The sequence below is a fragment of the Actinoplanes sp. NPDC051494 genome (genome assembly GCF_044454705.1).
Taxonomy (GTDB): Bacteria; Actinomycetota; Actinomycetes; order Mycobacteriales; family Micromonosporaceae; genus Actinoplanes.
This window is the reverse complement of the sequence record NZ_JBITDZ010000001.1, coordinates 182944-207115: the sequence shown is the minus strand read 5'-3', so window position 1 is coordinate 207115 and position 24172 is coordinate 182944. Positions and strand designations below refer to the sequence as shown.

The 24172-nt window shown below is 73.3% G+C and carries 20 protein-coding genes; 8 read left to right on the top strand and 12 right to left on the bottom strand.

The window, feature by feature from the left end; all coding sequences use genetic code 11:
- The first annotated feature begins 38 nt into the window (after window positions 1-38).
- Together ACIA6A_RS01000 and ACIA6A_RS00995 are read left to right on the top strand one after the other, a co-directional pair.
- Window positions 39-413 carry a hypothetical protein gene (locus ACIA6A_RS01000; protein WP_396095294.1) on the top strand — a complete coding sequence of 125 codons (375 nt, stop codon included), beginning with the start codon at window positions 39-41 and terminating at the stop codon, window positions 411-413.
- Window positions 414-458: 45 nt separating this feature from the next.
- Window positions 459-1349, top strand: coding sequence for an LLM class flavin-dependent oxidoreductase (locus ACIA6A_RS00995; protein WP_396095293.1), 891 nt, complete (start codon window positions 459-461; stop codon window positions 1347-1349).
- A 9-nt stretch (window positions 1350-1358) separates the two neighbouring features.
- Here ACIA6A_RS00995 and ACIA6A_RS00990 read toward each other — a convergent pair whose 3' ends face one another.
- A complete protein-coding gene (locus ACIA6A_RS00990) occupies window positions 1359-1802 on the bottom strand; it encodes an SRPBCC domain-containing protein (protein ID WP_396095292.1) in 444 nt (147 codons plus the stop codon).
- A 54-nt stretch (window positions 1803-1856) separates the two neighbouring features.
- Between ACIA6A_RS00990 and ACIA6A_RS00985 the strand changes: the two genes are divergently transcribed.
- Entirely contained in the window at window positions 1857-2471 is a 615-nt protein-coding gene (locus tag ACIA6A_RS00985; RefSeq protein WP_396095291.1) for a TetR/AcrR family transcriptional regulator, read from the top strand.
- On the opposite strand, the gene ACIA6A_RS00980 is transcribed toward ACIA6A_RS00985, so the two are convergent.
- Genes ACIA6A_RS00980 through ACIA6A_RS00970 form a run of 3 tightly spaced genes read right to left on the bottom strand, consistent with a single transcriptional unit; the run spans window position 2416 to window position 9832 of the window.
- Window positions 2416-7032 carry an SbcC/MukB-like Walker B domain-containing protein gene (locus ACIA6A_RS00980; protein ID WP_396095290.1) on the bottom strand — a complete coding sequence of 1539 codons (4617 nt, stop codon included), beginning with the start codon at window positions 7030-7032 and terminating at the stop codon, window positions 2416-2418. The two genes, ACIA6A_RS00985 and ACIA6A_RS00980, sit on opposite strands and share 56 nt — an antisense overlap.
- Window positions 7029-8180, bottom strand: a complete 1152-nt coding sequence (locus ACIA6A_RS00975) for a TIGR02678 family protein (RefSeq protein WP_396095288.1) — start codon at window positions 8178-8180, stop codon at window positions 7029-7031. Before ACIA6A_RS00975 ends, ACIA6A_RS00980 begins: the two co-directional genes overlap by 4 nt.
- A complete protein-coding gene (locus ACIA6A_RS00970; RefSeq protein WP_396095287.1) occupies window positions 8177-9832 on the bottom strand; it encodes a DUF2397 domain-containing protein in 1656 nt (551 codons plus the stop codon). The genes ACIA6A_RS00975 and ACIA6A_RS00970 overlap by 4 nt, the downstream gene beginning before the upstream one ends.
- Before the next feature lie 162 nt (window positions 9833-9994).
- Here ACIA6A_RS00970 and ACIA6A_RS00965 point away from each other — a divergent pair, with 162 nt between their 5' ends.
- The 4 genes from ACIA6A_RS00965 (at window position 9995) to ACIA6A_RS00950 (ending at window position 12543) form a co-directional block, all read left to right on the top strand.
- Window positions 9995-10810 carry an SDR family oxidoreductase gene (locus tag ACIA6A_RS00965; RefSeq protein ID WP_396095286.1) on the top strand — a complete coding sequence of 272 codons (816 nt, stop codon included), beginning with the start codon at window positions 9995-9997 and terminating at the stop codon, window positions 10808-10810.
- 22 nt (window positions 10811-10832) lie between these two features.
- The gene (locus tag ACIA6A_RS00960; RefSeq protein WP_396095285.1) at window positions 10833-11567 is read left to right on the top strand and encodes a dienelactone hydrolase family protein; all 735 of its coding nucleotides are present in this window, start codon (window positions 10833-10835) and stop codon (window positions 11565-11567) included.
- 408 nt (window positions 11568-11975) lie between these two features.
- The gene (locus ACIA6A_RS00955; RefSeq protein WP_396095284.1) at window positions 11976-12254 is read left to right on the top strand and encodes a hypothetical protein; all 279 of its coding nucleotides are present in this window, start codon (window positions 11976-11978) and stop codon (window positions 12252-12254) included.
- A 154-nt stretch (window positions 12255-12408) separates the two neighbouring features.
- On the top strand, window positions 12409-12543 hold the full coding sequence (locus ACIA6A_RS00950; RefSeq protein WP_396095283.1) for a hypothetical protein: 135 nt from the start codon (window positions 12409-12411) through the stop codon (window positions 12541-12543).
- A 4-nt stretch (window positions 12544-12547) separates the two neighbouring features.
- Here ACIA6A_RS00950 and ACIA6A_RS00945 read toward each other — a convergent pair whose 3' ends face one another.
- The gene (locus ACIA6A_RS00945; protein WP_396095282.1) at window positions 12548-13132 is read right to left on the bottom strand and encodes a TetR/AcrR family transcriptional regulator; all 585 of its coding nucleotides are present in this window, start codon (window positions 13130-13132) and stop codon (window positions 12548-12550) included.
- 43 nt (window positions 13133-13175) lie between these two features.
- On the opposite strand from ACIA6A_RS00945, the gene ACIA6A_RS00940 reads away from it, so the two are divergent.
- Entirely contained in the window at window positions 13176-14051 is an 876-nt protein-coding gene (locus ACIA6A_RS00940; RefSeq protein ID WP_396095280.1) for an LLM class flavin-dependent oxidoreductase, read from the top strand.
- Here ACIA6A_RS00940 and ACIA6A_RS00935 read toward each other — a convergent pair.
- The 7 genes from ACIA6A_RS00935 to ACIA6A_RS00905 all read right to left on the bottom strand — a co-directional run bounded on the left by ACIA6A_RS00935 (window position 14030) and on the right by ACIA6A_RS00905 (window position 24119).
- Window positions 14030-14824, bottom strand: coding sequence for a S1 family peptidase (locus ACIA6A_RS00935; RefSeq protein ID WP_396095279.1), 795 nt, complete (start codon window positions 14822-14824; stop codon window positions 14030-14032). The two genes, ACIA6A_RS00940 and ACIA6A_RS00935, sit on opposite strands and share 22 nt — an antisense overlap.
- A 193-nt stretch (window positions 14825-15017) precedes the next feature.
- A complete protein-coding gene (locus ACIA6A_RS00930) occupies window positions 15018-16124 on the bottom strand; it encodes an aromatic ring-hydroxylating dioxygenase subunit alpha (RefSeq protein WP_396095278.1) in 1107 nt (368 codons plus the stop codon).
- Window positions 16125-16128: 4 nt separating this feature from the next.
- The gene (gene solA / locus ACIA6A_RS00925) at window positions 16129-17262 is read right to left on the bottom strand and encodes an N-methyl-L-tryptophan oxidase (protein WP_396095277.1); all 1134 of its coding nucleotides are present in this window, start codon (window positions 17260-17262) and stop codon (window positions 16129-16131) included.
- 10 nt (window positions 17263-17272) lie between these two features.
- Window positions 17273-19600, bottom strand: a complete 2328-nt coding sequence (locus ACIA6A_RS00920; RefSeq protein ID WP_396095276.1) for an FAD-dependent oxidoreductase — start codon at window positions 19598-19600, stop codon at window positions 17273-17275.
- Window positions 19597-21468, bottom strand: a complete 1872-nt coding sequence (locus tag ACIA6A_RS00915; protein ID WP_396095275.1) for an ABC transporter permease — start codon at window positions 21466-21468, stop codon at window positions 19597-19599. The genes ACIA6A_RS00920 and ACIA6A_RS00915 overlap by 4 nt, the downstream gene beginning before the upstream one ends.
- A 37-nt stretch (window positions 21469-21505) precedes the next feature.
- Window positions 21506-22525 carry a glycine betaine/L-proline ABC transporter ATP-binding protein gene (locus ACIA6A_RS00910; protein WP_396095274.1) on the bottom strand — a complete coding sequence of 340 codons (1020 nt, stop codon included), beginning with the start codon at window positions 22523-22525 and terminating at the stop codon, window positions 21506-21508.
- Between the two features lie 28 nt (window positions 22526-22553).
- A complete protein-coding gene (locus ACIA6A_RS00905) occupies window positions 22554-24119 on the bottom strand; it encodes a GMC family oxidoreductase (RefSeq protein ID WP_396095273.1) in 1566 nt (521 codons plus the stop codon).
- Between the last annotated feature and the right edge of the window lie 53 nt (window positions 24120-24172).

Sequence of the window (24172 nt, the reverse complement as noted above, 5' to 3'; positions counted from 1 at the left end):
TCCACCATCGCACTGATGACCGGTGATACGTTGCGGTCATGTCGGAGTGTGAGCGTCTCCTCGCCGAGTACGAGGCGCTGCGGGCGGAGATCACCCTGCGGTCGCTGGACCGCGACGTCGTGGTCAGGCAGGCACTCGTGGCACAGCAGGCCGCGCACCTGGACGAGACCCGGGCGCAGCAACGGCTCAGCGAGCTGCGGGAGGCCTACCGGGCCGACCCCACGGCGTTGTGCCTGGTCGCCGCCGCGGACCAGGCCGAGGGCGCCTACGAGGACGCCCGGATGGCGGCGCTGACCGTCAGTCAGGAGGCCTCGGCGACCGCCAAGAAGGCCCTCGCCCGGGCCGAGGCGGACAGTGACCAGCTGCACGAACTGGGCCTGCGGCTGCGCGAGGCCCGCCGGGCCCGGCTGTGAGGGCGCCCGGGCCGTGACAAGCTGGGGCCGTGACAAGCTAGGGCCATGCGCGTTTCGATCTGGCCCGGTGCCGCCCAGCCCTACTCCGACATGCTCGAGGTCGCCCAGCACGCGGCGGCGACCGGGTGGGACGGCGTCTGGGTCGCCGACCACTTCATGCCCAACGCTTCCCCCGGCGTCGACCCGCGCCATCCGGTCCTGGAAGCCGGCTCCCTCGTGGCCGCGCTGGGTGCGGTCGTGCCCCGGGTGCGCATCGGCACCCTCGTCTACGGCAACACGTACCGGCACCCGGCGCTGCTGGCGAACATGGCCGCGACCGCCGACCACATCTGCGGGGGACGGTTCACGCTCGGCGTCGGCGCCGGCTGGCAGGTCAACGAGCACGAGCAGTACGGCATCGAACTGCCGCGGGTCAAGCAGCTCCTGGACCGCTTCGAGGAGGCGCTGCTGGTGCTACGCGGCCTGCTGCGGGAGCCGAGCACCACCATCGACGGCACGTATTACCAGCTCACCGACGCGGTCTGCGAGCCCAAGCCGCTGCAGGACCCGCTGCCGTTGCTGATCGGTGGCAAGGGCGAGAAGCGGATGCTGCGCATCGTCGCCGAGCACGCCGACCTGTGGAACAGCTGGGGCCTGCCGGAGACGATCGCCCACCGCATCTCCGTGCTCGACGCCCACTGCGCCGCGGTCGGCCGGGACCCGGCCGCGATCTCACGGACCGCCCAGGCCCTGGTCGTGGTCGACGGCCCGGTGCCGCAGGCCGGCCCGCCGGCGATCGGCGGCACCCCGGCGCAGCTGGCCGCGACCGTCGAGGAATACCGCCGGATCGGCCTCGACGAGCTGATCGTGCCGGACGGACTGCTCGGCACCGGCGCCGACCGTCTCAAGGCGATGGACACGGTGCTGTCCATCGTGCGTGACCAGGGTTTGCTGTAGCAGGGGTGATCAGGCCGGGAGCTCGGGATCGTCGAGGACCGAGGGTAACGCCACGGTCAGCATCGTGGCCCGCACCGACCGCAGGAGCCGGCCCATGAAGAAGCCGCCGACGCCGGTGAAACCGGTGTGCTCCCAGGTGAAACGGGTGCCGCCGGGGATCGGCCGGAGGCGGTAGGCGACGAAGCTCGGCGCGGCCCCCTCGTCGCCGATCCACGAGTAGCGCAGCAGCGCCGGCGCGCCGACCTCGAGGACCTCGCAGTCGACGACGCCGCGCCAGCCCGCCACCGGCTCGGCGACGAACCGGAACGTCGTGCCCGCGACCGGCGCGAAGCCCTCGGGGCGGCCGCCCCGGCCGGTCGTGGTCCAGCGCGGGACCAGCTCGGGATCGGTGAGCACACGCCAGACACGCTCGATCGGATGCGGATAGTCGCGGGTGATCCGGAACTCGCTCATCGCCATCCCCTTTTTACTGTGACTGTAAAAATACAGTAGCAGTAAGATCGACCCGTGAGCCTGCGCGAGGAGAAGAAGCGGCAGATGCGGCAGCACCTGTCCGACACGGCGACCCGGATGTTCGTGGAGAGCGGGTTCGACGGCGTCCGGGTGGCCGAGGTGGCGCGGGCGTGCGGGGTGTCGGAGAAGACGGTGTTCAACTACTTCCCGACCAAGGAGGCGCTGCTGCTCGACCGGCTCGAAGGCACGACGACGGCCCTGCGGGAAGCGCTCGCGTCGACCGCGCACCCGCCGATCGAGGCCGCGCTGCGCCTGCTCGACGCCGAGCTCGACGGGTTCGCCGGCAACCCGGAGGGCTACCGGCGCTTCGGTGAGCTGCTGGAGGCGGCACCGTCGCTGCGGGCCTACCGCAACGACATGATGGACCGGTTCGTCGCCGTGGCGGCCGAGGCGCTGGCGGCCCGCGCCGGCGTCGACCCGGCCGATCCGGAACCGCAGATCACGGCCGCCGCCCTGCTCGGCCTGTGGCGCGTGCAGTACCAGAGCCTGCGCCGCCACCCCGGCGAACCGGCGACGGTACGCGCGGAGGTGCGGCGGGCCGCGGCCGTGCTGCTCAACGGGCTGGAGAAACCGGGCCGGGTCCGGAACCCCCGTCCGCAAGGTCGGTGAACAGGGTCGGGCCGGTCTCCTCCGGGCGGTGCGGGGCCAGCATGCGCACCGCGTGGTCGGGGACGGTGATCTGCTCCAGGGTCCGGCCCGCCCACAGCATCAGCGACAGGTCGACGCCGGGGGCCGGGGCCGGGGCGCGGGAGATGATCCAGACCGCGGCGGCCGGCACCTGCGCGGCGGCGACCAGCGGGGCCGGGCCGGCCAGCAGGAAGTCCAGGTCGAAGTCGACGAGCAGGCGCAGCATCGTGGCCCGGTTGCCGGGGTCGACCCCCTCGAACGCCTCGTCCAGCCACAGTGGTCGCGGCGCGTCCGGCGACTCGGTGTACAACGCGACCAGCGTGGCCAGCAGCGGCTGCAACAGGGTCACGACCTTGCCGCCGCCGGAGTCCACGCCGTGCACCTGCTTGGTCAGCGGCTTGAAGTCGCTGCCCTGCACCCGGAACTCCGCCACGACGTCGAACCAGGTGCGGTAGTCCAGCAGCGCGGCCAGGTGCTCGGTCCAGTCCTGGGTGCTGCCCTGCCCGGCCTCCTGCGCCTCGCGCACCCGGTCACCGAGGAACTCGCGGATCTGCTCCTGCGACGCCGCCGACTCGATCGTGCCGTTCTCCAGCGCGCGCAGGATCGCGTACCCGGCGCGCTGCCCCTCGGCCGGGTGGCGCCGCAGCCGCAGCGTGGTCCGGTTCGCGCCGGTCGGGTGCCGCTCGAGGACCTTGTTGACCAGGGTGAGCAGCGCCAGGACCTTCTTCAGCCGGTCCCCGAGGTGGTCGATGAACGTCGACGACAGCAGTTCGGTGTAGATCTGGTCGAGCTTCTCGTTGTGCGCGGTGGCCAGCTCGGCGACCAGCTCCTCCAGATGCCGGATCGCGTCGGCGGGCGGGTGCTGGGTCCCGGACGCGTCGACCAGCACCAGCACGGCGGGCAGCCCGGCGTTCTCCTCGGCGTCCACGGTGATGACCGACCGCCCACCGGAGGCCTCGAGCACCGTGCGCAGCTCGGCCACCGGTGTCCCGACGACCTTGGCCATCGCCGCCTGCGTGCGCCGGGCCCGTTCCTGCGAGGTCTCCGGCCAGTTCGCCGGCCGCAACACCCGCACGGCCGCCCCGGCCTGCGCCAGCGCCACCTCCAGCGTCCGGGCCGGGTCGCCGGCCGGCTGCGGTGGCGTGGGAGAAGGCGGTGCCGTGGGAGACGGTGGTGGTGTGAGCAGGTCGCGGGCGGCGGCCAGGCCGGCGTCGACCGGCACCCACCAGGCGGCCAGGGTACCCGCGCGGCGCTGCTCGGTGGCGGCCAGGTCCCGTTTGCGCTGCTCCACCTCGCCGGTCACCCGCGCGGCGACCTCGGCCAGCTGCACCCCCCGCTTGCGGCTCGCGTCGATCCGGACGTCGAGCTCGGCCCGCTGGGTGTCCAGCCGCCGGGCGAGTTCGAGCTGCTCCTGGTCGTCGCGCGCGACCGACTCCTCGGCCTCGGCGGCCCGCAACCCGGCGGCCTCGGCCTCCCCGGCGGCGTCGGCGGCCTGCCGGGCGGCTTCCTCAGCGGCGTCCGCGGCCGACGACGCGGCCTCCGAACTGCTGCTCAGGTCACGTTCGGCGGCAGTACGCCCGGCCAGGGCGAGACCGAGGTCGGCCACCGCCTGCGCGGCCCGGTCCAGCTCGGCGGCGACGACGTCGAGCTGGTCGTCGGTGACCGGCAGGCGCTGCGCGGTGGCGTGCGCGGAGACATCGGTCCCGGCCTCGTCGGCCCGGTCCTTCGCCCTGGCCCCGGCGTCCCCGGCCCGGGCCATGATCTCCTCGGCCCGGTCCCGCTCGGCGTCGGCCGCCCCGACGGCCGCCCCCGCGGCGATCGCGTCGGCGTCGTCCGGCGCCGCGGCCGCGTCGGCCCGCAGCCGTGCCACCCGGTCGTTCAGCCCGGCGGCCCGCTCCCGCAACTCCTCGGCGGCCCGCTGCCCGGCCGCCGCCCGGTCCCGCAGGTCGGCGATCCGCCGCAGCCGCGCGGCATGCCGGGCGGCGACCCCGATCAGCTCGGCCCCGTCCGGCCCGGGCCCGGCCCGCCCGGCCGCCACCGGCGTCCACCACGACCCGTCCCCACCGACGAGAACACCCACGCCGGTCCCGCTCACGTCGGCCCTGGCCTCGCCTTCGCCGGACGCCCGGCCGGCGGCGGTGACGCCGGGGGACGACGGGGCATGCGGGGAGCCGCTCGGGGCGTACCCGACGGCGGAGAGAAGGCGGCGGACGGCCCCGGCCGTTTCCCCGGCGTCCTCGGCCGGCTGCAGCACATCCGCGAGGGTCCCGCCGGCCGGTAGGGCGACGCCGGTCACGGGCGTCCCGCCGGCGAGGATGTCTCCGCCGACCGTAAGGGTGCCGTCGGGCGTGAGGGTCCCGCCGGCGGCGGCGGTCCCGCCGACCGCGTGGGTCCCGCTGACCGCGTGGGTCCCGCTGACCGCGTGGGTCCCGCCGGCCGGGGTCGAGTCCGCGTGGGTCCCGCCGGCCGGGGTCGAGTCCGCGGGGGGAAGGGTGAGCACCGTTTCCAGGCCGTCGCGGGTGGGGGACCAGGTGGCGTCCGGGGTGAGCCAGGCGTCGAGGAGGCCGGCCGCGTCGAGGGCGGCCTCCACGTGGTCGAGGATGCCGGTGGGCAGGCCGGGGACCGGGTCGACGAGTCTCCACAGGGGAGCGCCGGTCGCGGACGGGAAGGGTGGGCGGTCGCGGCGGGTCCAGCGGGCCGGGCCGGCCGGGTCGGGGTCGTCGGTGCGGTCCAGGCGGTCCGCCTCGGTGGCGGCGGCCAGGGCTTCGCGGTCCGCGGCCGCGGCCTGGGTGCGCAGGGTGCCGACCTGTTCGGTGAGCGGGGTGACCGCGGGTTCGAGCCAGTCGGCGGTGATCAGGCCGCGCAGCACCGCCCGGGGGCGGGCCCGGCCGACCGAGGCGCCGACCTGGGCGAGCCAGCGTTCGCGCAGTGCCACGTCCGGGGCCGGGTCGCCGGTGCGGACCGACCAGCGTTCGAGGTCGTCGGAGAGTTGCTGCAGCGCCGACGAGAGCGTCTCGGCCGCCGCGTCGGTGGTGCCCTCCCGAGTGTCGAACTCGCGGCGGGCCGCGGTGGCCTTCTCGTCCGCGGCCTCCCAGAGGGTGACCGCCTTCGCCGCCGTGCGCAGCAGTTTGCGCAGCACCGAGACGCTGCCGCGGCGTTCGGCGACGGCCGCGGTGAGCCGGTCCAGGTCGCCGTGGCCGGCCCAGCCGGGGGCGTCGTCGCCGAGCCCGGCGCGGACCACCGTCTGCGCGGTGTGCCCGGCCACGGTCCCGGCCCGGCCGCGGGCCGCGTCGGCGCCGCGCCGGGCGTCGTCCAGGCGGGCGGCCCGGCGGTCGCTCTCGGCGCGGGTGCGCGCGGCGTGGTCGGCGGCGACCCGGGCGTGCCGGCGGGCGTTGCCGGCCTCCTTGCGCAGCGTCTCGGCGTGGTCGGCCCGGCCCGCCGCGTCGAGGTACGCCTTGGAGCGCAGCAGTTCCTCGTACCGGGTCTGCGCGGCGCGGGTGGCCTGCAGCAGCTCGTCGGTGCGGGTGGACTCCCCGTCGAGTTCCGCGCGGGCCTTGTCGAGGCGGCTCCCGGCGCCGGCCACGTCGCGCCCGGCCCGGGCCACGGCGGCGTCCGCGTCGAGCAGGTCGTCGGCGTGCAGGCGCAGCACCGCGTCGGCCCAGGGGCGCCAGGCCCGGGTCACGTAGCCGGCGATCGCGTCGCGGGCCTCGCGGGCGGAGTCCCGGTCGCGGCGCAGCTGTTCGAGCTGCTGCCAGCCCTCGGCGAGCTCCTCGACCTCGGAGCGGGCGATCGGGGGCAGCGCGGAGCGGATCTGCCGGGTGAACCAGTCCGGGTTGAGGCGCTGGCCCAGGTGCGGCGTGCGCAGCACCTTGAGCATCTCCAGCACGGTGGAGTACCGGTCGGTGTCGGCGAACCCGAACAGCTCGGTGGCGAGCCGTTCGGCGTACCTGCGGCCGCTGTCGAACACGGTCAGCCCGTCGACGCCGAGCAGTTCCCTGGGCTCGACGACGGCCTGGCCGGTGGCGAGGTCGAGGCCGGCACGGACCCGGGCGGTGCCCCGGCAGGTGATCCAGGACGGGGGCATCGCGGCGACCCCGCGCTTCGCCTGCGCGTACAGCATCGTGGTGTAGAACTCGGGGCCGGCCGGCCCGACCCGGCCGTATTCCACCCAGGCCCAGCCGCGGTTGGTGGTCGCGGACGCGTCGCGCCGGTCCCGGGCGTCGTCGGTGGGTTCCACGTAGTAGCGGAACGCCTTGTCGGACTGGCCGAACGTGTCGACGTACTGCCGGTCGAGGTCACCGGCGAGCATGATCAGCGTGGTGAGCGCCATCAGCGTCGACTTGCCGGACTGGTTGGCGCCCACGAACTGGCCGCGGCCGTCGGCGAACCAGTACTCGGCGACGTCGAACTCCCACAGGTTGACCACGCCGGCGCGCAGCACCTGCCACCGCTCCCGGGCCGGGGCGGGCAGCTCGTGGCCGGTCATGGCGTCGCGCCACGCGGCCAGCTGACGGTCGGTGGCGGACGGTCCCAGGGTTGTCATGCGTGCCTTCGGGTGGTGTCGGTGATGGTGACGCCGGGTGCGCGGTACCGCCCGGCGACGCTCAGCAGGGTCCAGGAACCGTCGGCCGCCACCCGGAGCAGGCCCAGCTCGCCGAGTCCGGCCTCCGCGTCGGCGCGTACCGTGCCGGGCACGGTCTTCTGGGCCTTGTTGAGATAGTCGCCGCGCCAGGCGGTCAGGTCCTCGACCACCTCGTCGACCTGCGCGGACGTGAGCGCGACGGTGCCGTCGGCGGCCCGGGTGCCGTGCTGGCCGGCGAGGTCGGCCATGAGCAGCGCCACCCAGTCCGCGGCCCGGGCGCGGGGCCAGTCCGCGACGGTCGCCCGGTGCTCGTCGTCGGTCAGGACCAGGACCATCCCCTCGGTACGGACCTCGAGCCGCCCGCCCGTCATCCGCGCGACGTCGTTCGCCCGCCGCCCCCGGCCCGCCCGCAGCTCGTCCGCGTCCGGCACGTCGGCGTAGAGCACGGCGGGCGTCTCGATCAGCGCGCGCAGGTGCAGGACGGTGCGGGTCGTCCCGGTGTGCTCCGGTTCGTCCGGGACGTCGGCCAGCGCGAGCTCCAGGATGTCCGGGCTGGTCATCAGCAGCAGGGCGTCGCGGTCGACGTCGTACCCGGCGCCGGGCCCGGACCCGCGCTCGGTCCACTCGTCGAGCATCGCGTCGTCGCTGGTGCGCCGGCGCAGCACGCCCCACGTGTCGAGGACCTTCGCCGCGTCCCGCAGCGCCTTGCGCTGGGCGCGTTCGTCCGGGTCGTAGCCGGTGACGCTCAGGCCGGGCGCGGCGAGCAGGTCGCGGACCATGTCGGACAGGCGCTGCAGGGTGACCGCGCCGGAGATCTCCTCGCAGCACGCGGCCAGGCAGCAGACCAGGGACAGGACCCGCCGGGCCGGGGCGTCGTGCGGGCGCGGCGGGGCGGTCACGGCGGCGTCGATCGGGACCCGGATGAGGCGTACGGCGCGGCCGACGCGTTGCACCCGGTAACCGAGGCGGCGCGCGGTGTCGCTGACCGCCTGCAGGTGCCGATGCACGAGGCGCAGCAGTTCCGGGTCGGTGGACGGGGTGACCAGCGGGCGTTCCAGCAGCCCGGTGAACGCCCGCTGCGCGTCGCGCACCGCCGCGCTGGTGCTCACGCCGGCCTCCCCGCGTCGCGGGCCGCGGAACCGGCCGCGGTGGTGGCAGCACCGGTGGTGGCGGCAGAACCGGTGATGGCAGCCGCGGGGGCGGTGGATCCGGTGGCGGCGGAGGCCACGGCGGTGATGTGCAGGCGGATGTCGGGGTGCACGAGGCGCCCCTGCGGGGTGTGCACCACGGCGGCGGGGGCACCCGCCGGGGCCGGCTCGGCGCGCAGCACCCAGCGGTCGTCGCCGGTGCGGGCGGTGCGGATCCCGGCGGCGTCGTCGCGGGTGCCGGCCACCACGGCGAGCATCACCAGCAGGACGTCCAGCTCGGGGTTGGTGAGCTCGTGCCACTGCGACAGCCGCTGCCCGGACCGCGCGACGACCGCCGCCTCGGTGCGGGCGGCCGCCGACTGCGTCTCCAGCGCCCGGGACCTCGCCGCGCGGCGGCCCTCGGAGCGGTCCTGGATGCGGGCGGCGGTGCCGGTGGTCGCCTTGGGCCCCTGCTTGCGCAGCCGGGCCTCGACCGGCACCGGTTCGGCGTCCCAGAACGAGGTGGCGCCGGGGCTGCCGGCCGGGTCGGGGGCCACCCCGGGCAGGTGCCGGGCCGCGAACAGGCCGGTCGCCGCGCACCACAGGTCCCACCCGGCCCGGTCGTCGGCGGTGGCCTCGATCCGGCCGGCGAGGGTGAGCAGCTCGGCGCGGCGCGACACGTGGCCGCCGACCGCGGCGAGCGTGCGCTGGCCTCGTACCAGAGGGGAGATCGTGTCCCTCATCTGCCGGCGCAGGCGGCGGGCCTGGCACTGCGGCCCGTCGAACCACCGCCCGAGCGTGGCGAGGGTCCGGGTGAACGTGGCGGCCAGCTCGCCGACCGCCGCGTCACCGGCGGACGCGCCCAGCGACCGCACCGCGACCCGCCGCCAGGCCGCGGCGTCGACGGTGCCCAGCTCGCGCACCAGGCCGGTGATGGTGTCGGAGTGGGTGTCGATCCCGGCGCCCCACATGTCGACGTAGCGCCGCAGCGTCTCCTGGACCTGGACGAGCTTGTCCGGGTCGGGCGCGCCGGCCTGCGCCCCGGCGAGCCGGGCCTGCCAGGCGGCGGCCGCGTCGGCCATCGCCCGGTGCGTCGTGCGGATCACCGACCACGCGGCGGCCGCGGCGGCGGGATCACCGCCCAGGGTGTCGCGCAGCGTCGTCAGGTGCGCGGTCAGCACGCTCGGCGCGAACGTCGCGACGGCGGCGTCCGCGTCGTCCTCGTCCATGCTGCGCACCGCCCGGTGCAGGGCGGCGGCGGCCGGGGTGAGCTGGTAACGGTCGAGGTTGCGCAGGAAGTCCTCGTCGCGCCGGGCCCGGTCCTGCCAGACGTCGACGACCTTCCAGCTGCGCAGCCGGCGCATCCGCGCGTCGAGGTTGAACCCGGGGGCGTCCAGGATCGCCGGATCGGTGCCGGCCCGGCGCAGGTGCCCGCGCAGCAGGTCCGGCAGGTCCGTGGCGGCCACCCCGGTCAGGGTGTACTCCTGCTGGGCGAGCAGCACGTCGACGATCAGGCGGTACTGAGCGGCGCGGGGACCGGCCAGGTAGGCGGCCTGGGGGAGCCCGGCGGGCAGCCCGGCCAGCTGCCAGACGCCCTCGTCCTCGTTGTCGTCGGTCGTCACCGGCTGCGCCACGGTTCACCCCGTCCCTCGCTCGAAGAACTGCGAGCATAAGGGCGGGGTACGACAGGCCCGGCCCGCCGTGGCCCGGCAGTGAGAAGGACCATGCCCCTGCCACATCATCCTTTCCGGCTACATCACCTGACATGGGTGGGTTTCCCCTGACACGCTGCGGCAATGACAAAGCGGCGCTGGCTGATCACAGGTTGTTCCTCCGGGATGGGGCGGGCTCTCGCCGAGCATCTCGCGATCGCGGGGGAGGATGTCCTGGCGACCGCCCGCGACGTGACCACGCTCGCGGCACTGACCGGACCCGGCGTCCTGACCGCGACGCTCGACGTGCGCGACGAGGCACAGTGCGCGGCGGCCGTACGCCTCGCGGTGGAACGTTTCGGCGGGGTGGACGTCCTGGTCAATAACGCGGGCTACGGCCAGTTCGGCACCGTCGAGGAGATCACCGACGCCGAGCTCGAGGCCCAGTTCGACACCAACGTGTACGGGCCGTGGCGCCTGATGCGACACGTCCTGCCGGTCTGGCGCGAGCAGGGCAGCGGCCACGCGATCTTCTCGTCGTCGGTGTCCGCGTCGCACGCCTTCCCGGGCCTGTCGGCCTACACGGCGAGCAAGTTCGCCCTCGAAGGCCTCGCCGAGGCGGTCGCGGCCGAGACCGCCCCGTTCGGCGTGCGGACCACGATCCTGCAGCTCGGCATGTTCGCCACCGGGTACGGCGACAAGCTGCGCCTGCCCGCCCACCGTATCGAGGCCTACCAGCCGCTGGTCGCCGGCATGCTCGACGGCGCCCGGGCCATGGGCGCGAGCACGCAGGCCAGCCCGCCCGAACTGTTCGCCGAGACCGTCCGGCGGATCGTGGACATGCCGGCCCCGCCGCTGCGGATCGCGTTCGGTTCCACCGCGCTGGACCTCGTCGACTCCGCACTCGCCACCCGGCGCAACGATCTTGAAGCGGCGCGCCGCCACCACGTACCCGCCTAGGCACTCAGTAAGGTCTCTCGGCATGAAGCTGCGCGAGGAAGAAGTCATGGTGCCGGGTCCCGGCTCCGCGATCCGGTCGATCGTCATCGGCCCGGCCGGCGCGGGCCCCTGGCCCGGGGCCCTGCTGTACACCGACATCTTCCAGCTGACCGAGTCGACGCTGCGCACGGCCCGGCGGCTGGCCTCGCACGGCTTCGTGGTCTGCGTCCCCGAGATCTACCCGCACGGCGAGCTGGCCGGTGTCGTGCTCGAGTTCGACGACGCCGGCAAGCAGCGCGGCATGGCGGGCGCGGCCGCGACCACCATCGAGCAGTTCGACGCCGACCGGGTCGCGGTGCTCGACTACCTGGAGCAGCGCGACGACATCACGGCCCTGTTCGCGACCGGCTTCTGCATCGGCGGTCACCTGGCGTTCCGTGCCGCGTTCGACCCGCGCGTCCAGGCCACGGTCTGTTTCTACCCGACCGGCCTGCACAACGGCGCGCTCGGCGCGGACGCCGACGCGGGCTCGCTCGCCCGGGCCGCCGACATCCACGGCCGTCTCCTGGTCGTCTTCGGCTCCCAGGACCCGCACGTCCCGGCCGACGCCCGCCTGCGGATCCTCACCGCCCTGTACGCGGCCGGCCTCGACGACCTGGAACTGCACCTCTACCAGGGCGGCGAACACGCCTTCATGCGCGACATCGGCGCCCGCCACGACCCGGTCCTGACCGACCTGGCGCTGACCGAGGCGGTCTCCTTCCTCACCGGCCGGTGACGGCCCGGCGGTGGGGTCGGCACCGGGACGCCCGCCGCCTGCGGGGAGACCCCCGCTCCGGCCGTTTCCTCCGGGCCGGAGACCAGGACCGTGGTGGTCACCGTGGTGCTGGAGGAACTGGCGGGGCGGGTGCCCGCGGTCCCGGTCATCGTGCGGCGGTGATCCGTAGTGGACGGTCGGCCGGTCCGCACCCCACCAGTCCCAGTAGCGACACGGTTACTCCCTGACACCGAAAGGCGGCGTTCCCGGCCGTACGGATGACCGTGGGTGGTTCGTTGCGCACGATGGGAATTCTGCTTCTTGCAAGCGCTCTGAACTGGGAAAACAGCCAATGTCGCGAGGTTGTTCCGGGGTGGGGAGGGGCACAGGTGACACCCACGCTGAGTCATCACGTTACGGTTGTTCACTATGACGACCTACTCCGGCCCAGCAAGGCTGATCCTCGTGGACGGCACCCCTGTCGCGGGCATGGCTTCGCTGAGCACCAACCAGCGCGGCGGCCTCAACGGCTGGGGCGGGACCTTCCGCCCCGACCAGGCCAGCGCGGAGCTGCGCGAAGCGGGCGAGGGCCTGCAGGTCGAGCTGCCGTACGAGCAGTTCGGCACCGTCGCCGTGACCGGCACCCGCAAGCTGCTCGCCACGCAGATGCTGATGTCCCTCGTCGGCCAGGGCCCCGCCCCCTTCTGACCCTCCGGGGTTGATCCCGCCCGGCGGCGAGGACCGTGCGTGCTGCTGCGCGCGGTCCTCGCCGTTGCTCTTCGGCGCCTGCCGTTCCCGCCCGTACGGGCGCCGGGCGGGCGCATACTGGAAGGTGTTCGCAGGTCAGCGAGGGGAGACCGTCATGATCAAGCGTTTTGTCACCCTGGGTGCACTCACGCCGCTGCTCATTCTCCTGATCATCTGGGCGCACGGTAACGCCCAGCGGGTCGAGCGCCGCACCGATCAGACCGTCTGCACCATCCGTAACGCCTGCTGAGCGCTCAGGCGCGCAGGCCGTCGATCAGCAGGTTGACCAGGAGCCGGGCGTTGTAGTCGGGGTCGTTCTCGGTGCCGGCGCAGAGGTTGCCGATGGCGCGCATCAGCTCCAGCGGGCGGATGTCCGGGCGGACCTCACCGGCTCGCACGGCGGCGCCGAGCAGGTCCGTGCAGACCGGCAGGAGCCGCTCCAGGAAGTAGGCGTGCATGGCCTTGAAGCCGGTGTTGTCGGACTGGAACGCCTCGGCCAGGCCGTGTTTAGTGACCAGGAAGTCGGCGAACTGGTTGAGCCACTGGCCGAGGGCCGCGTGCGCGGTGGGCCCGGCGGCCAGCAGGGCCGGCCCGGCCGCGGCGCACGCCTCGATCTGGTGGCGGTAGACCGCGATGATCAGGTCCGCCCGGGTGGGGAAGTGACGGTAGATCGTGCCCAGGCCGACGCCGGCCCGGGCGGCGATGTCGCGGACCGGGGCGTGCACGCCCGCGATGACGAAGATGGCGGCGGCGGCGTCCAGCAGGGTCTGCTCGTTGCGCCGGGCGTCGGCGCGTTTGCGCGGTGTGGTGGGGTCGGGCACCGTGCCATTCTGCCCCATCACCCGGATTGCTAAACGGAACAGTGTTCCGTATGTTGGGGGCATGACACCGCGATTCGGGATCATGACCGCGCCGACGCAGGTCGGCTACGACGACGTGCTGCGGGTGTGGCGGGAGGCGGACGAGATCCCGGCGATCGAGCACGCCTGGTTGTACGACCACCTGATGCCGATCGGCGGCGACCCGGACGGGCCGACCTTCGAGGGCTGGACGCTGCTCACGGCGCTCGCCGCCCAGACCGTACGGCTGCGTCTGGGTCTGCTGGTGACCAGCAACCGCCTCCGCCCGCCGGCCATGCTGGCGAAGATCGCGACGACCACGGACATCGTCTCCCGCGGGCGGCTCGACTTCGGGATCGGGGTGGGATCGCGGCCGGGTCACCCGCTGGCCCGCCGGGAGTACGCCGCGCACGGCATCGCGTTCCACGACACCGCGCACGCGGTCGGCAGCCTCGCCGAGGCGTGCACGATCATCCGGCGGCTCTGGACCGAGGAGCAGCCGTTCGACGTCGACGGCGAGTATTACCAGCTCACCGGCGCGTTCGGCAACCCGAAGCCGGTGCAGCGCCCACATCCGCCGATCATGATCGGCGGGCGCTCCGCCGCGACGTTGCGGGTGGTCGCCGAGCACGCCGACCTGTGGAACATCCCCGGCGGCGACATCGCCGACGCGATCGGCCGGTCCGCGCTGCTCGACCGTTACTGCGCCGAGATCGGCCGCGACCCCGCCACCATCACCCGCTCCATCGTCCTGCAGGCCTCGTACGAGGATCCCGCCGCGACCCGGGACGCGATCGGCGAGGCGCTCGGCGCGGGTTTCGCGCACATCATCGTCGGCCTGGCCGCGCCGTACCCGGTGGGGGTCGCGCGGTGGGTCGCCGACGAGTTGTTCGCGCCTCAGGGCAGCGTCACCCCGTAGGCGGCGAGCGGCTCGCGGATCGGCTGGTAGTAGGTGACCCCGCCGGAGGTGCAGGTGCCTGTGCCACCGGACAGCAGACCCACCACCACACCCGTCGCGGCGACGTAGAGCGGGCCACCGCTGTCCCCGGCCTCGGCGCAGATATTGGTACGGATCAAGCCGGAGACCGTGCCCTCCGAGTAATTGACCGTGGCGTTGAGCGCGGTGACGGTGCCGCAGCGTACGCCGGTGGTCGCGCCGCTGCGGCAGACCGCCTGGCCGATCGTGGCGGTCCCGTACGCCGTCAGCGGTGTCAGCCCCGGGTACGTGTGCACGGCGCTGGGGTGCGGCACCAGCGTGTTCGTGTAGCGCACCAGCCCGAAATCGTCACCCGGGAAACTCGACCCCGCGCGGGACCCGAGCACGGTCGCCGCCCCGGTGGACCATGTGGCGCCCGCGGCGGTGCAGTGGCCCGCGGTGAGGAAGTAGGCGATGCTGCCCGAGCGCACGTTCACGCCCAGGGAGCAGCGGCCCGTACCGGAATGGATGCTCTCGCCCCCGGCGATGAGCGTGCTCAGGCGGCCCGGCTCGTGCCGCACCACAGCCCCGGACGCCCGCAACGCCGCGACCTGCGTCGCGCTCACGGTGTCGTCGACGGTCACGACCGTGCGCCCGGTGCCCGGGTCCAGGACGACGGCCGTGCCGGGGGCGGTGGGAACGGTGGAGGCCTGGGCGGGCGCCGGGACGATCAGCAGCAGGATCGCGACCGGAACGGCGAACAGGAAGCGTCTCATCCGACCAGCATCCACTGTGGTCGATGGCGTCGTCAGCAGCGCCGCAGAACAGACCCGGGCCCACCAATCGTCAGGTATCCGCCGTTAATCGCCGCTCAGCCTCTGCCGACAGCGGTGGGGCGCACCACGAAGACCACCCGGTCGGCGGCCGCGCGTCAGCCGGCTGCCGACCGGGTCCTCGAGCCGGGCCGGCTCAGGCCAGGCGGGTGCGGACCCAGTCGTGGAAGGCGGAGATGTGGTGTTCGCTGGGGACCAGGACGCCGCCGGACGCGTAGGCCTGGGAGGCCATGCCGGGCTGGCAGGCCTCGCAGGCTTCGAAGTCCTGGCGGTTGACCCGGTCGAAGAGCTCGACCGAGCGCGACAGATCCACCCCGGACGCTATCACCGACGGCAGATAGAGCCAGTCGCACTCGACGATCGTGCGGTCGGCCGCGAGCGGGAACATCCGGTGGATGATGACGTGGTCGGGGACGAGGTTGATGAAGACCTGGGGCTTGATGGTGACCGCGAAGTACCGTCGGTCCTGGTCCGGGGCGATGCTGTCGATGGTGGCCACGCCGGGGCTGCCGTCGACCGTGAAACCCTGGATGTCCGGGCCGAACTCGGCGCCGTGGCCCACGTAGGACTGGGCGGCGTATCCTCCGGCGAATTCCGGCAGGACATGCACGAGCTCGGGGTGGATGGTCGAGCAGTGGTAGCACTCCATGAAGTTCTCGATGATCAGTTTCCAGTTGGCCGCCACGTCGTACCGGATGCGCCGGCCGACCTCGAGGTCCGCGATGCCGTAGCGTTCGACGGACTCGAGGTCGCCGAGGCGCTCGACGCAGGCACCCTGGACCTCGTCCTCGAACGACGGCGGTTCGCCGGGGGCCAGGCAGACCCAGACATACCCCAGCCATTCGCGTACGTGGACCCGGCGCAGTCCGTACTCGACCCGGTCGATGTCCGGCATCTTCACCAGGTTGGGGGCCGCGACCAGCGTGCCGTCCAGGTCGTACGCCCAGGCGTGGTACATGCACTTGAAGGTGCGCTTGACCGACCCCTCGTCCGCGGCGCACAGCTGCGCGCCGCGGTGCCGGCACACGTTGAGGAACGCGCGGGCCTCGCCGGACCGGTTGCGGGTCACGAGCACGGATTCGCGGCCGACGGTCACCGTGCGGAACGCGCCGGGTGCGGCGATGTCGGAGCCGCGGACGACGCTGAACCACATCGTGGCGAAGACGCGGTCCTGTTCGATCGCGAACAGCGCCGGGTCGGTGTAGTAGTGGCCGGGCAGCGTGGGCAGCAGGCTGCTGGTCATGGTGTCACCCCTGGAAGCGGTGCGGGTCGAACAGGGCGATCGGGAGTTTCGTCGTGCCGGTGGTGGCGAGGTCCGCGATGATCTCGCCGACCACGGGCACGAATTTGAAGCCGTGACCGGAGAATCCGCACGCCACCGTGACCGACGGCGTGCGCGGGTGCGGGGCGATGATGAAGTGCTCGTCGGGCGTGTTGCTGTACAGGCACGTCTTGGCCCGCAGGAACGTCCCCGGCAGGTCGGGCAGGTGCCGCCGCGCCCGGGCCGACATGTCCGCGATCTCGGATTCGTGGACGACCCGGTCGATGGTTTCCGGCGTGGTGGGCACGCCGCGCCGGAAGAACGCGATCTTCGCGCCGCCGGACGGGCCGTCGATGGCGGGGAAGCCGTACACCTGGCTGCCGTCGCGGTCCTCCCAGATGTAGATCGGGAAGTTCGCGGGCCGGAACGGGTCCACGCCACCGGACGGCTGGAACCAGTACTGCACCTGGCGCTCGATGACGAACGGCACGCCGAGGTCGGCCAGCAGCTGCGGCGCCCAGGGGCCGGGAGTGATCACCAGGTGCCCCGCGGTGTAGCTGCCGGCGTCCGTGTCGACGCGCACCCCGCCGTCGGCCGTCGGTTCCCAGCGGACCATCGGCTCGTCGAAGCGCAGATCGGCCGTGGTCAACTGAAGATGCGCGCGGACGGTCTCCTCCGGCCGGACGAATCCGGCTTTGGCCTCGTAGAGCGCGACCTCCTCCGGGTCCGGGTCCATCGCGGGGAAGCGGCGGCGCAGCTGCTTCGCGTCCAGCATCTCGTGTTCGAGACCCCACTGCTGGGCGCTGCGCAGACTGCCGGCGACGGTCAGGCTGTCCGGCTGACCGACCATCACCCCGCCGGTCAGGCTGATCACGTCCCGGCCGGAGTCGTGCGCCAGCTTCTCCCACAGCTCGTACGCGCGCAGCAGCAACGGCACGTACTCGGGGCTCTCGAAGTACGACTGCCGGGTGATCCGCGAACCGCCGTGGCTGGCGCCCCGGTCGTGGGCGGGCCCGAACTTCTCCAGGCCGAGCACCCGTTGCCCGCGCGCGGCCAGATGGCAGGCGGCCGCGCTGCCCATCCCGCCCAGTCCCACCACGATGACGTCGTAGCTCGCCATGACAGATCTCCTAGCGCCGGATGCGTTCGTGTTTCGGGTCGAACAGGGGTTCGGCCGCCACGGTCGCGTCGATGAACCGGTCGAAGTAGCCGACCCGGACCGGGGTGCCCGGCACGGACAGCGCGGCCGGCAGCCACGCGTACGCGATCGGTGCACCCACGCTATGACCGTAGGCGGCGCTGGTGACGTAGCCGGCGGGTACGCCCCCGGAATACACCGGTTCCTTGCCCATCGGTACGTCGCCGGTGTCGTCCAGCAGCAGGCAGGTGAGTCTGCGCCCGGGTGGGGGCCGGCCGGCGAGGGCGGCCCGGCCGGTGAAGTCACCCTTGTCGAGGCGCACGGCGAAACCGAGACCGGCCTGGTACGGATCGTCGTCGGCGGTCATGTCGGTGCCCCACGCCCGGTAGCCCTTCTCGAGGCGCAGGCTGGTGAACGCCGCCCGCCCGGCCGCGACGGTCCCGAGCCCGGCCCCGGCCGCCCAGAGCGTGTCCCAGAGCCGCCGGCCCAGGTCGGCGCGGGTGTAGACCTCCCAGCCGAGCTCCCCGACGTAGGACACGCGCAGCATGGTCACCGGGACGTCGCCGAGGTGGCCTTCGCGGGCCTTGAAGTAGCCGAAGCCGGTGTGTGACACGTCGATGTCGGCGAGCGGGGCGACCAGGTCGCGGGCGCGGGGCCCCCACACGCCGAGGCAGCAGGTGCCGCCGGTGATGTCGCGGACCGTGACGCCGGGCGGGGCGGCGCGCAGCAGCCGGTCGAGGTCGAGCGGCCCGTTGACGCCGACCTGGAAGCGCTGCTCGCCGAGCCGGGCCACGGTGACGTCGCTGAGGATGCCGCCGGTGTCGTCGAGCAGCAGCGTATAGACCACGGTGCCGACCGGGCGGTCCACGTTGTTGCTGGTCAGGGCTTGCAGGAAGGAGACCGGGCCGAGCACCTCGAGGCGGGTCAGCGGGGTCATGTCGTACAGCGCCACGGCTTCGCGGGTGGCCTTCGCCTCGGTCGCGGCGACCGGGGACCAGTGCCGCGACGACCAGGCGTCGCGCTCGGGGACGTCGCCGGGCGCGTTCGCCGCGTACCAGAGGGGCCGTTCCCAGCCGCCGGCCTCGCCGAAGACCGCGCCGAGCGCTTCCTGGCGTTCGTGGAACGGGCCGACCCGCAGGCCGCGCACCGACGGCGGGTCCAGCGGGTGGATGATGTCGTACACCTCGACGAAGCTGCGGATCGAGCGTTCCCGCACGTACGACGGGGACAGCTGGGCCGCGTCGAAACGGTTGAGGTCGGCCTCGTGCAGGTCGACGCCGGGGCGGCCGTCGACGATCCACTCGGCCACGGCCCGGGCGACACCGGCGGAGTGGGTGACCCAGACGGCCTCGGCGGTCCAGAAGCCGCGCAGCGACAGGGATTCGCCGAGCAGCGGGAACCCGTCCGGCGTGAACGAGAACACCCCGTTGAAGCCGCTCTCGATGCCGTCCAGCGCCGGCAGCAGCTCCACCGCCGCGTCCCAGGACCCGGTGAAGTCGTCCGGGGTGAACGGCAGGATCGAGGAGCCGACGGCGGTCACGTCGACGGGCATCGGGCGGTGCAGGTACGAGCCGATGCCCAGGTGGTCGCCGTGCGAGCGGAAGTACAGGTCCCGGTCCTGGTGGCGCAGGACGGTGTCCGGGGGCGTGGCGACGGTGGTGCTGCGGGCGTACTGATGGGCCATGGGCAGAAGCGGGACCGGCACGCCGGCCAGGGCCCCGACGGCCTGTCCCCAGAAGCCCGCGCAGTTGACCACGACGTCGGCGCGATAGTACGCGCCGGGGGTGCGCACGCCGGTGACGTGGCCGTCGGCGCGCTCGATCGCGATGACCTCCTGGCCGCCGTGGAACACCGCGCCGCGGTCGATGGCGAGCCGGGCCTGGAAGTGGCAGGCGGCCCCGGCCCGGGCGAGGCCGTCGCCGGGCACCAGCAACCCGCCCAGCACGGTGTCGCCGAGCAGCGGATACCGCTCCCGGCACGCGGCGGCGCCGATGATCGAGGACGCGATGCCCCAGGAGGTGGCGAAGCCGTGCCGGCGGTGCAGCTCGGCCAGCCGCTCGGGGGTGGTGGCGACCTCGAGACTGCCGACCGGGTCGAAGACGCCCAGTTCGGTGTACTTGTCCACGGTGTAGCGGGCGAGCGCCGACATGGTCCTCGACGGGTTCGTCTGGAAGATCAGCCCGGGGGCGTGGAAGCTGGAGCCGCCGGTGTCCTCGAGCGGTCCCCGCTCCAGCACCGTGACGTCGGTGACCCCGCGCCGGGTCAGCTCGTCGGCCAGCGCGCACCCGACGATCCCGGCCCCGATGAGCACAACTTTCATGCCGAGCGTCCCTTCGAGAGTCCCTGGGTCAGCCGGTCGAGCACGATGCCGAGCAGCACGATCGCGAAGCCCGCCGCGAGGCCCTTGCCGAAGTCCTCGCGCTGGGCGAAGCCGGCGACCACGTCGTAGCCCAGCGCGCCGGCGCCGACCAGGCCGCCGACCACGACCATGGCCAGGACCATCACGATGCCCTGGTTGGCGGCGAGCAGCAGACCGCCGCGGGCCATCGGGAGCTGCACCTTCCACAGCAGCTGGGTGGGGGTGGAACCGGCCGAGCGCGCCGCCTCGACCACGGTCGCGGGGACGTCGCGGATGCCGCGCTCGACGAGCCGGACCACCGGGGGCACGGCGAAGATGATCGCGGCGACGATCGCGGTGAACCGGGTCGCGCCGAACAGCGCCACGGCGGGCAGCAGGTAGACGAAGGACGGCATGGTCTGGGCGGCGTCGAGCAGCGGCCGCAGCCCGGTGGCGAACCGGTCGTGCCGGGCGCAGAGCACGCCGAGCAGCACGCCGATCGCCATCGTGACGAGCGTGGCGACCAGCACCGTGGCGAGCGTCTGCATGGCGTGCAGCCACAGGCCGAGCCCGGCGATCCCGGCGGCGGCGAGGGCGGCGATCAGCGCCGAGCGCCAGCCGCTGACCAGGGTGCCGAAGACCGCGACGACCAGCACGAAGAACCACCAGGGCGTGGTGGTCAGCAGGCTCTCCAGCGGGTTGAGCAGGACCGCGCTGACGGCGTTCCTGATCGCCGTGGTCGCGTCGTACCCGTGGAACTCGACCCAGTGGGTGATGTCGTTGACCGCCGGCGCGAAGGAGAACGTCGGCCACGAGTCGCCCCAGGGGAGCAAAGCCGCGACGACGGCGACGATGACGGCCGGATATGTCCGCTTGATGGACCGGCCGCGCGCGGCGGATGTCACCCGGTCCAGGACGATGGCGAGGACCACGATGGCCAGGCCGGCGTCGAACGCGGCGCCGACGTTGACCCGTTCCAGGGCCTGGACGATGGTCGAGCCCAGGCCGGGCGCGTCGATCAGCGCGGTGACCACGGTCATCGACAGTGCCAGCATGATCGTCTGGTTGACCGCGAGCGCGAGCGCCGGGCGGGCCATCGGCAATCGCACCTTGCGCAGCACCTGCCAGCGGGTCGAGCCGAGCGCGGTGGCCGCCTCGACCGTGGTGGGGGACACCTCCTGGATGCCGAGCTGGGTGATCCGGATCGTCGCCGGGACCGCGTAGATCAGCGTGGCGATGACCGCGGCCGGCTCCCCGATCAGGAACAGCAGCGTCATCGGGGCGAGGTAGGCGAACGTCGGCATGATCTGCATGACGTCCAGCACCGGCCGCAGCACCGCGCCGACCGCGCGGACCCGGGCCGCGAGCACCCCGATCGGCACGCCGGCGACCACCGACAGCAGCACGGCCGACAGGGTCAGCGCGAGCGTGTCGACGCTCTCGTCCCAGAGGCCGAGCACGCCCAGCACCAGGAACCCGGCGACGGCCAGCGTCGCCGCCCGCCACCCGGCCAGCAGGAACGCGACCGCCCCGGCGGTGCCGATCAGCCCGGCCGCGCCGAGGGCGGCCAGCAGCGCCTGGATCCCGCCGACCAGCTCCACCACGCCCAGGCGCACGTAGTTGAGGCCGTAGAGGAAGACCGGGCTGGTGTCGCGGTTGTCGTCGACCCAGTTCCGCACATCGGTGAAGAACCGGAACGCGGCCGTGTCGTCGGTGTCCGCGGCCCCCGCCGACCGCACGGCCAGATAGGCGCCCACGGTCACCACGACCAGGACCCCGATGACGGTACGCCGCCCCGGGCGCGGGATCCGGGCCAGCCGCGACGTCGTCGCCGCGAGAACCGCGGTCACGCTCCGCCCCCTCGCGGCAAGCCGCACCGTGCCGCGGTCATGCCGCGACCCGATCATGGTGTCCGGCGATGATCGGCAGCAGTTCGTCGACGCCGACCACCTTGTCGCCGACGCGCAGGGGGCCGCCGGCGTGCAGGATGAGCGGGATGGCATCGCGGATCAGCATGGTCCCGGGCAGCGGCTCGCCGGTCGGCTCGTCGGCCGCGGTCACCGGGCGGGCGATCCACCGCACGCTGAGCACGTCCGCGCGCGGCACGTCCCGGACGAAATCCGCCACGTAACCGTCGGCGGGCGCCCCGACGAGCTCCTCCGGTGTGCCGAGCTGCACCAGCTCGCCGTCGCGCAGCACCGCGATCCGGTCGCCCAGCGTCAGCGCCTCGGACAGGTCGTGGGTGATGAAGACCATCGTCCTGCCGACCTCGGCGTGCAGCCGGCGCACCTCGGCCTGCATGTCGCGGCGGATCAGCGGGTCGAGCGCGCTGAACGGCTCGTCGAACAGCAGCACCGCCGGATCGGTGGCCAGCGCCCGGGCCAGCCCCACCCGCTGCTGCATGCCGCCGGACAGCTGATCCGGGTACTGGTGCTCGTGCCCGGCCAGCCCGACCAGGTCCAGGACCTCACCGGCCCGCCGGTGGCGGTCGGCCTTCGCGGTGCCCTGGATCTCCAGGCCGTACGCGACGTTGTCGATGACCTGGCGGTGCGGCAGCAGGCCGAAATGCTGGAAGACCATGGCGACCCGGTGCCGGCGCAGCTCCCGCAGGCGTTTCGGGTTCATCGCCCGCACCGGCTCCCCGTCGATGCTGATCTCGCCCGACGTCGGCTCGATCAGCCGGGTCAGGCAGCGCACCAGGGTGGACTTGCCGCTGCCGGACAGGCCCATGACCACGAAGACCTCACCCCGCTCGACGTCGAAGCTCACGTCACGGACGGCGGCCACATTGCCGGTCCTCTCGCGCAGCTCGGCCCGGGACAGCGCGGCCAGCTCGGAGCCGGGCACCCGCTGCGGTTTCGGGCCGAACACTTTCCACAGGTGGTCCACGGCGATGGTGGTGGGCATGTCCGGTCCCTCGGGATAGGTGGTCGGATCAGTCGGTGCGGTCGGCCCTGATCAGGTCGGCGGCCTTCTCGCCGATCATCAGCACGGCGACCACGGGGTTGACCGAGGTCATGGTCGGGAAGACCGAGGCGTCCGCGATCCGCACATTGGCGAAACCGCGCAGCCGCAGCGCCGGGTCGACCACGGCCAGCTCGTCGGTGGTCGCGCCCATCCGGCACGTCCCGGCCGGGTGATACACCGTGTGGTGCGCGGCCCTCCCGTACGCGGAGAGCTCCTCGTCGCTCTGCAGCTCCGGACCCGGCGCGATCTCCCGGGTGATCCAGGACGCGAACGGCTCGGTCGCGGCGACCTCGCGGGCCAGCCGCAACCCGTCCACCACGGTCTGCTCGTCGTAACCGTCCGGGTCGGTGAAATACCCGAAATCCAGCGCCGGTTTGGTGTCCGGATCCGCGTCGGTCAGCCACAACCGGCCCCGGCTGCGGGGGCGGGGCACGTTCGGCGTCATCGCGAAACCGTGCGCCGGGACGTCGTACCCCAGGCGTTCGGTGTTGACGGTGAAGGTGAGCTGATAGAGGTGGAACATCAGGTCGGGGCGGTCCCCGTCCGGGTCACGGCGCACGAACAACCCGGCGTCGGCGTCCATCGCGGACTCCGGCGGCACCGGCCGCGACGCCTCCCACAGGATCAGCGACTCCGGGTGGTCGAGCAGGTTCGCCCCCACCCCGGGCACGTCCGCCGCCACCTCGATGCCCAGCGCCTCCAGGTCGGCGGCCGGCCCGATCCCGGACAGGAGCAGCAGGCGCGGGGTGTCGATCGCGCCGGCGCTCAGCACGTACTCGTCGCCGGTGATGGTCTCGGTTCTCCCGTCCCGCCGGACCCGGACCCCGGTCACCCGGTCGCCGGAGGTCTCCAGCCGGTACGCCCACGTGTCGGTGAGCACGGTCAGGTTCGGCCGGTCCAGGTAGGGGTGCAGATACTCCACCGACGACGACGACCGCACCCCGGTGTCCGGGTGGTAGCCCACCGGGAAGAACCCGGTGCCGTCCACGAACGGCTCCGCGTTGAAATCGTCGCGGACCGGCACCTTCAGCGCGGTGTGGCAGGACGCGATGAAATCCACGGCCAGCTGATTACGCTCGACGACCGGCACGATGGAGATGGCGAGCCGCTCCCAGTACGGCAGCATCCGCTCGTACGACCAGCCGGCGGCCCCGGCGGCCACCCAGTCGGCGAAATCCGCGGCCGGCGGCAGGAAACTGATCATCGTGTTGTGCGACGAACACCCGCCCAGCACCTTCGCCCGCGAATGCCGGATGTGCGAATTGCCCCGCGGCTGCGGCACCGTCGGATAGTCGTAGTCGAACTCCGTCTCCAGCAGGTTGATCCAGTTCCGGAGCTGCAGGACCCGGTCGTCACCGACATCGGACGGCCCACCCTCGATCAGGCAGACCCGGACACCCGGATCGGCGGAGAGACGGGAGGCGACCACCGCACCCGCGGTCCCACCGCCCACGATGACCACGTCGTACCCGCTGGGATTCAGCTCCCGCCACCACCTTGAGTCGCTGCGTGGTGACAGCTTCAGGTGATCCACTGTCGAGGGTCAATGGTGACCGCAGACTTTTACCTGTGCGCAACAATCCTTCG

What these genes read in the sequence shown, in the direction of transcription:
- ACIA6A_RS00980 (WP_396095290.1), bottom strand. Translation starts at nt 7,032, where the DNA reads ATGACAACCCTGGGACCGTCCGCCACCGACCGTCAGCTGGCCGCGTGG.
- solA (WP_396095277.1), bottom strand. Translation starts at nt 17,262, where the DNA reads ATGGCGAGCTACGACGTCATCGTGGTGGGACTGGGCGGGATGGGCAGC.
- ACIA6A_RS00965 (WP_396095286.1), top strand. Translation starts at nt 9,995, where the DNA reads ATGACAAAGCGGCGCTGGCTGATCACAGGTTGTTCCTCCGGGATGGGG.
- ACIA6A_RS01000 (WP_396095294.1), top strand. Translation starts at nt 39, where the DNA reads ATGTCGGAGTGTGAGCGTCTCCTCGCCGAGTACGAGGCGCTGCGGGCG.
- ACIA6A_RS00920 (WP_396095276.1), bottom strand. Translation starts at nt 19,600, where the DNA reads ATGAAAGTTGTGCTCATCGGGGCCGGGATCGTCGGGTGCGCGCTGGCC.
- ACIA6A_RS00995 (WP_396095293.1), top strand. Translation starts at nt 459, where the DNA reads ATGCGCGTTTCGATCTGGCCCGGTGCCGCCCAGCCCTACTCCGACATG.
- ACIA6A_RS00955 (WP_396095284.1), top strand. Translation starts at nt 11,976, where the DNA reads ATGACGACCTACTCCGGCCCAGCAAGGCTGATCCTCGTGGACGGCACC.
- ACIA6A_RS00950 (WP_396095283.1), top strand. Translation starts at nt 12,409, where the DNA reads ATGATCAAGCGTTTTGTCACCCTGGGTGCACTCACGCCGCTGCTCATT.
- ACIA6A_RS00935 (WP_396095279.1), bottom strand. Translation starts at nt 14,824, where the DNA reads ATGAGACGCTTCCTGTTCGCCGTTCCGGTCGCGATCCTGCTGCTGATC.
- ACIA6A_RS00930 (WP_396095278.1), bottom strand. Translation starts at nt 16,124, where the DNA reads ATGACCAGCAGCCTGCTGCCCACGCTGCCCGGCCACTACTACACCGAC.
- ACIA6A_RS00990 (WP_396095292.1), bottom strand. Translation starts at nt 1,802, where the DNA reads ATGAGCGAGTTCCGGATCACCCGCGACTATCCGCATCCGATCGAGCGT.
- ACIA6A_RS00960 (WP_396095285.1), top strand. Translation starts at nt 10,833, where the DNA reads ATGAAGCTGCGCGAGGAAGAAGTCATGGTGCCGGGTCCCGGCTCCGCG.
- ACIA6A_RS00910 (WP_396095274.1), bottom strand. Translation starts at nt 22,525, where the DNA reads ATGCCCACCACCATCGCCGTGGACCACCTGTGGAAAGTGTTCGGCCCG.
- ACIA6A_RS00945 (WP_396095282.1), bottom strand. Translation starts at nt 13,132, where the DNA reads ATGGGGCAGAATGGCACGGTGCCCGACCCCACCACACCGCGCAAACGC.
- ACIA6A_RS00940 (WP_396095280.1), top strand. Translation starts at nt 13,176, where the DNA reads ATGACACCGCGATTCGGGATCATGACCGCGCCGACGCAGGTCGGCTAC.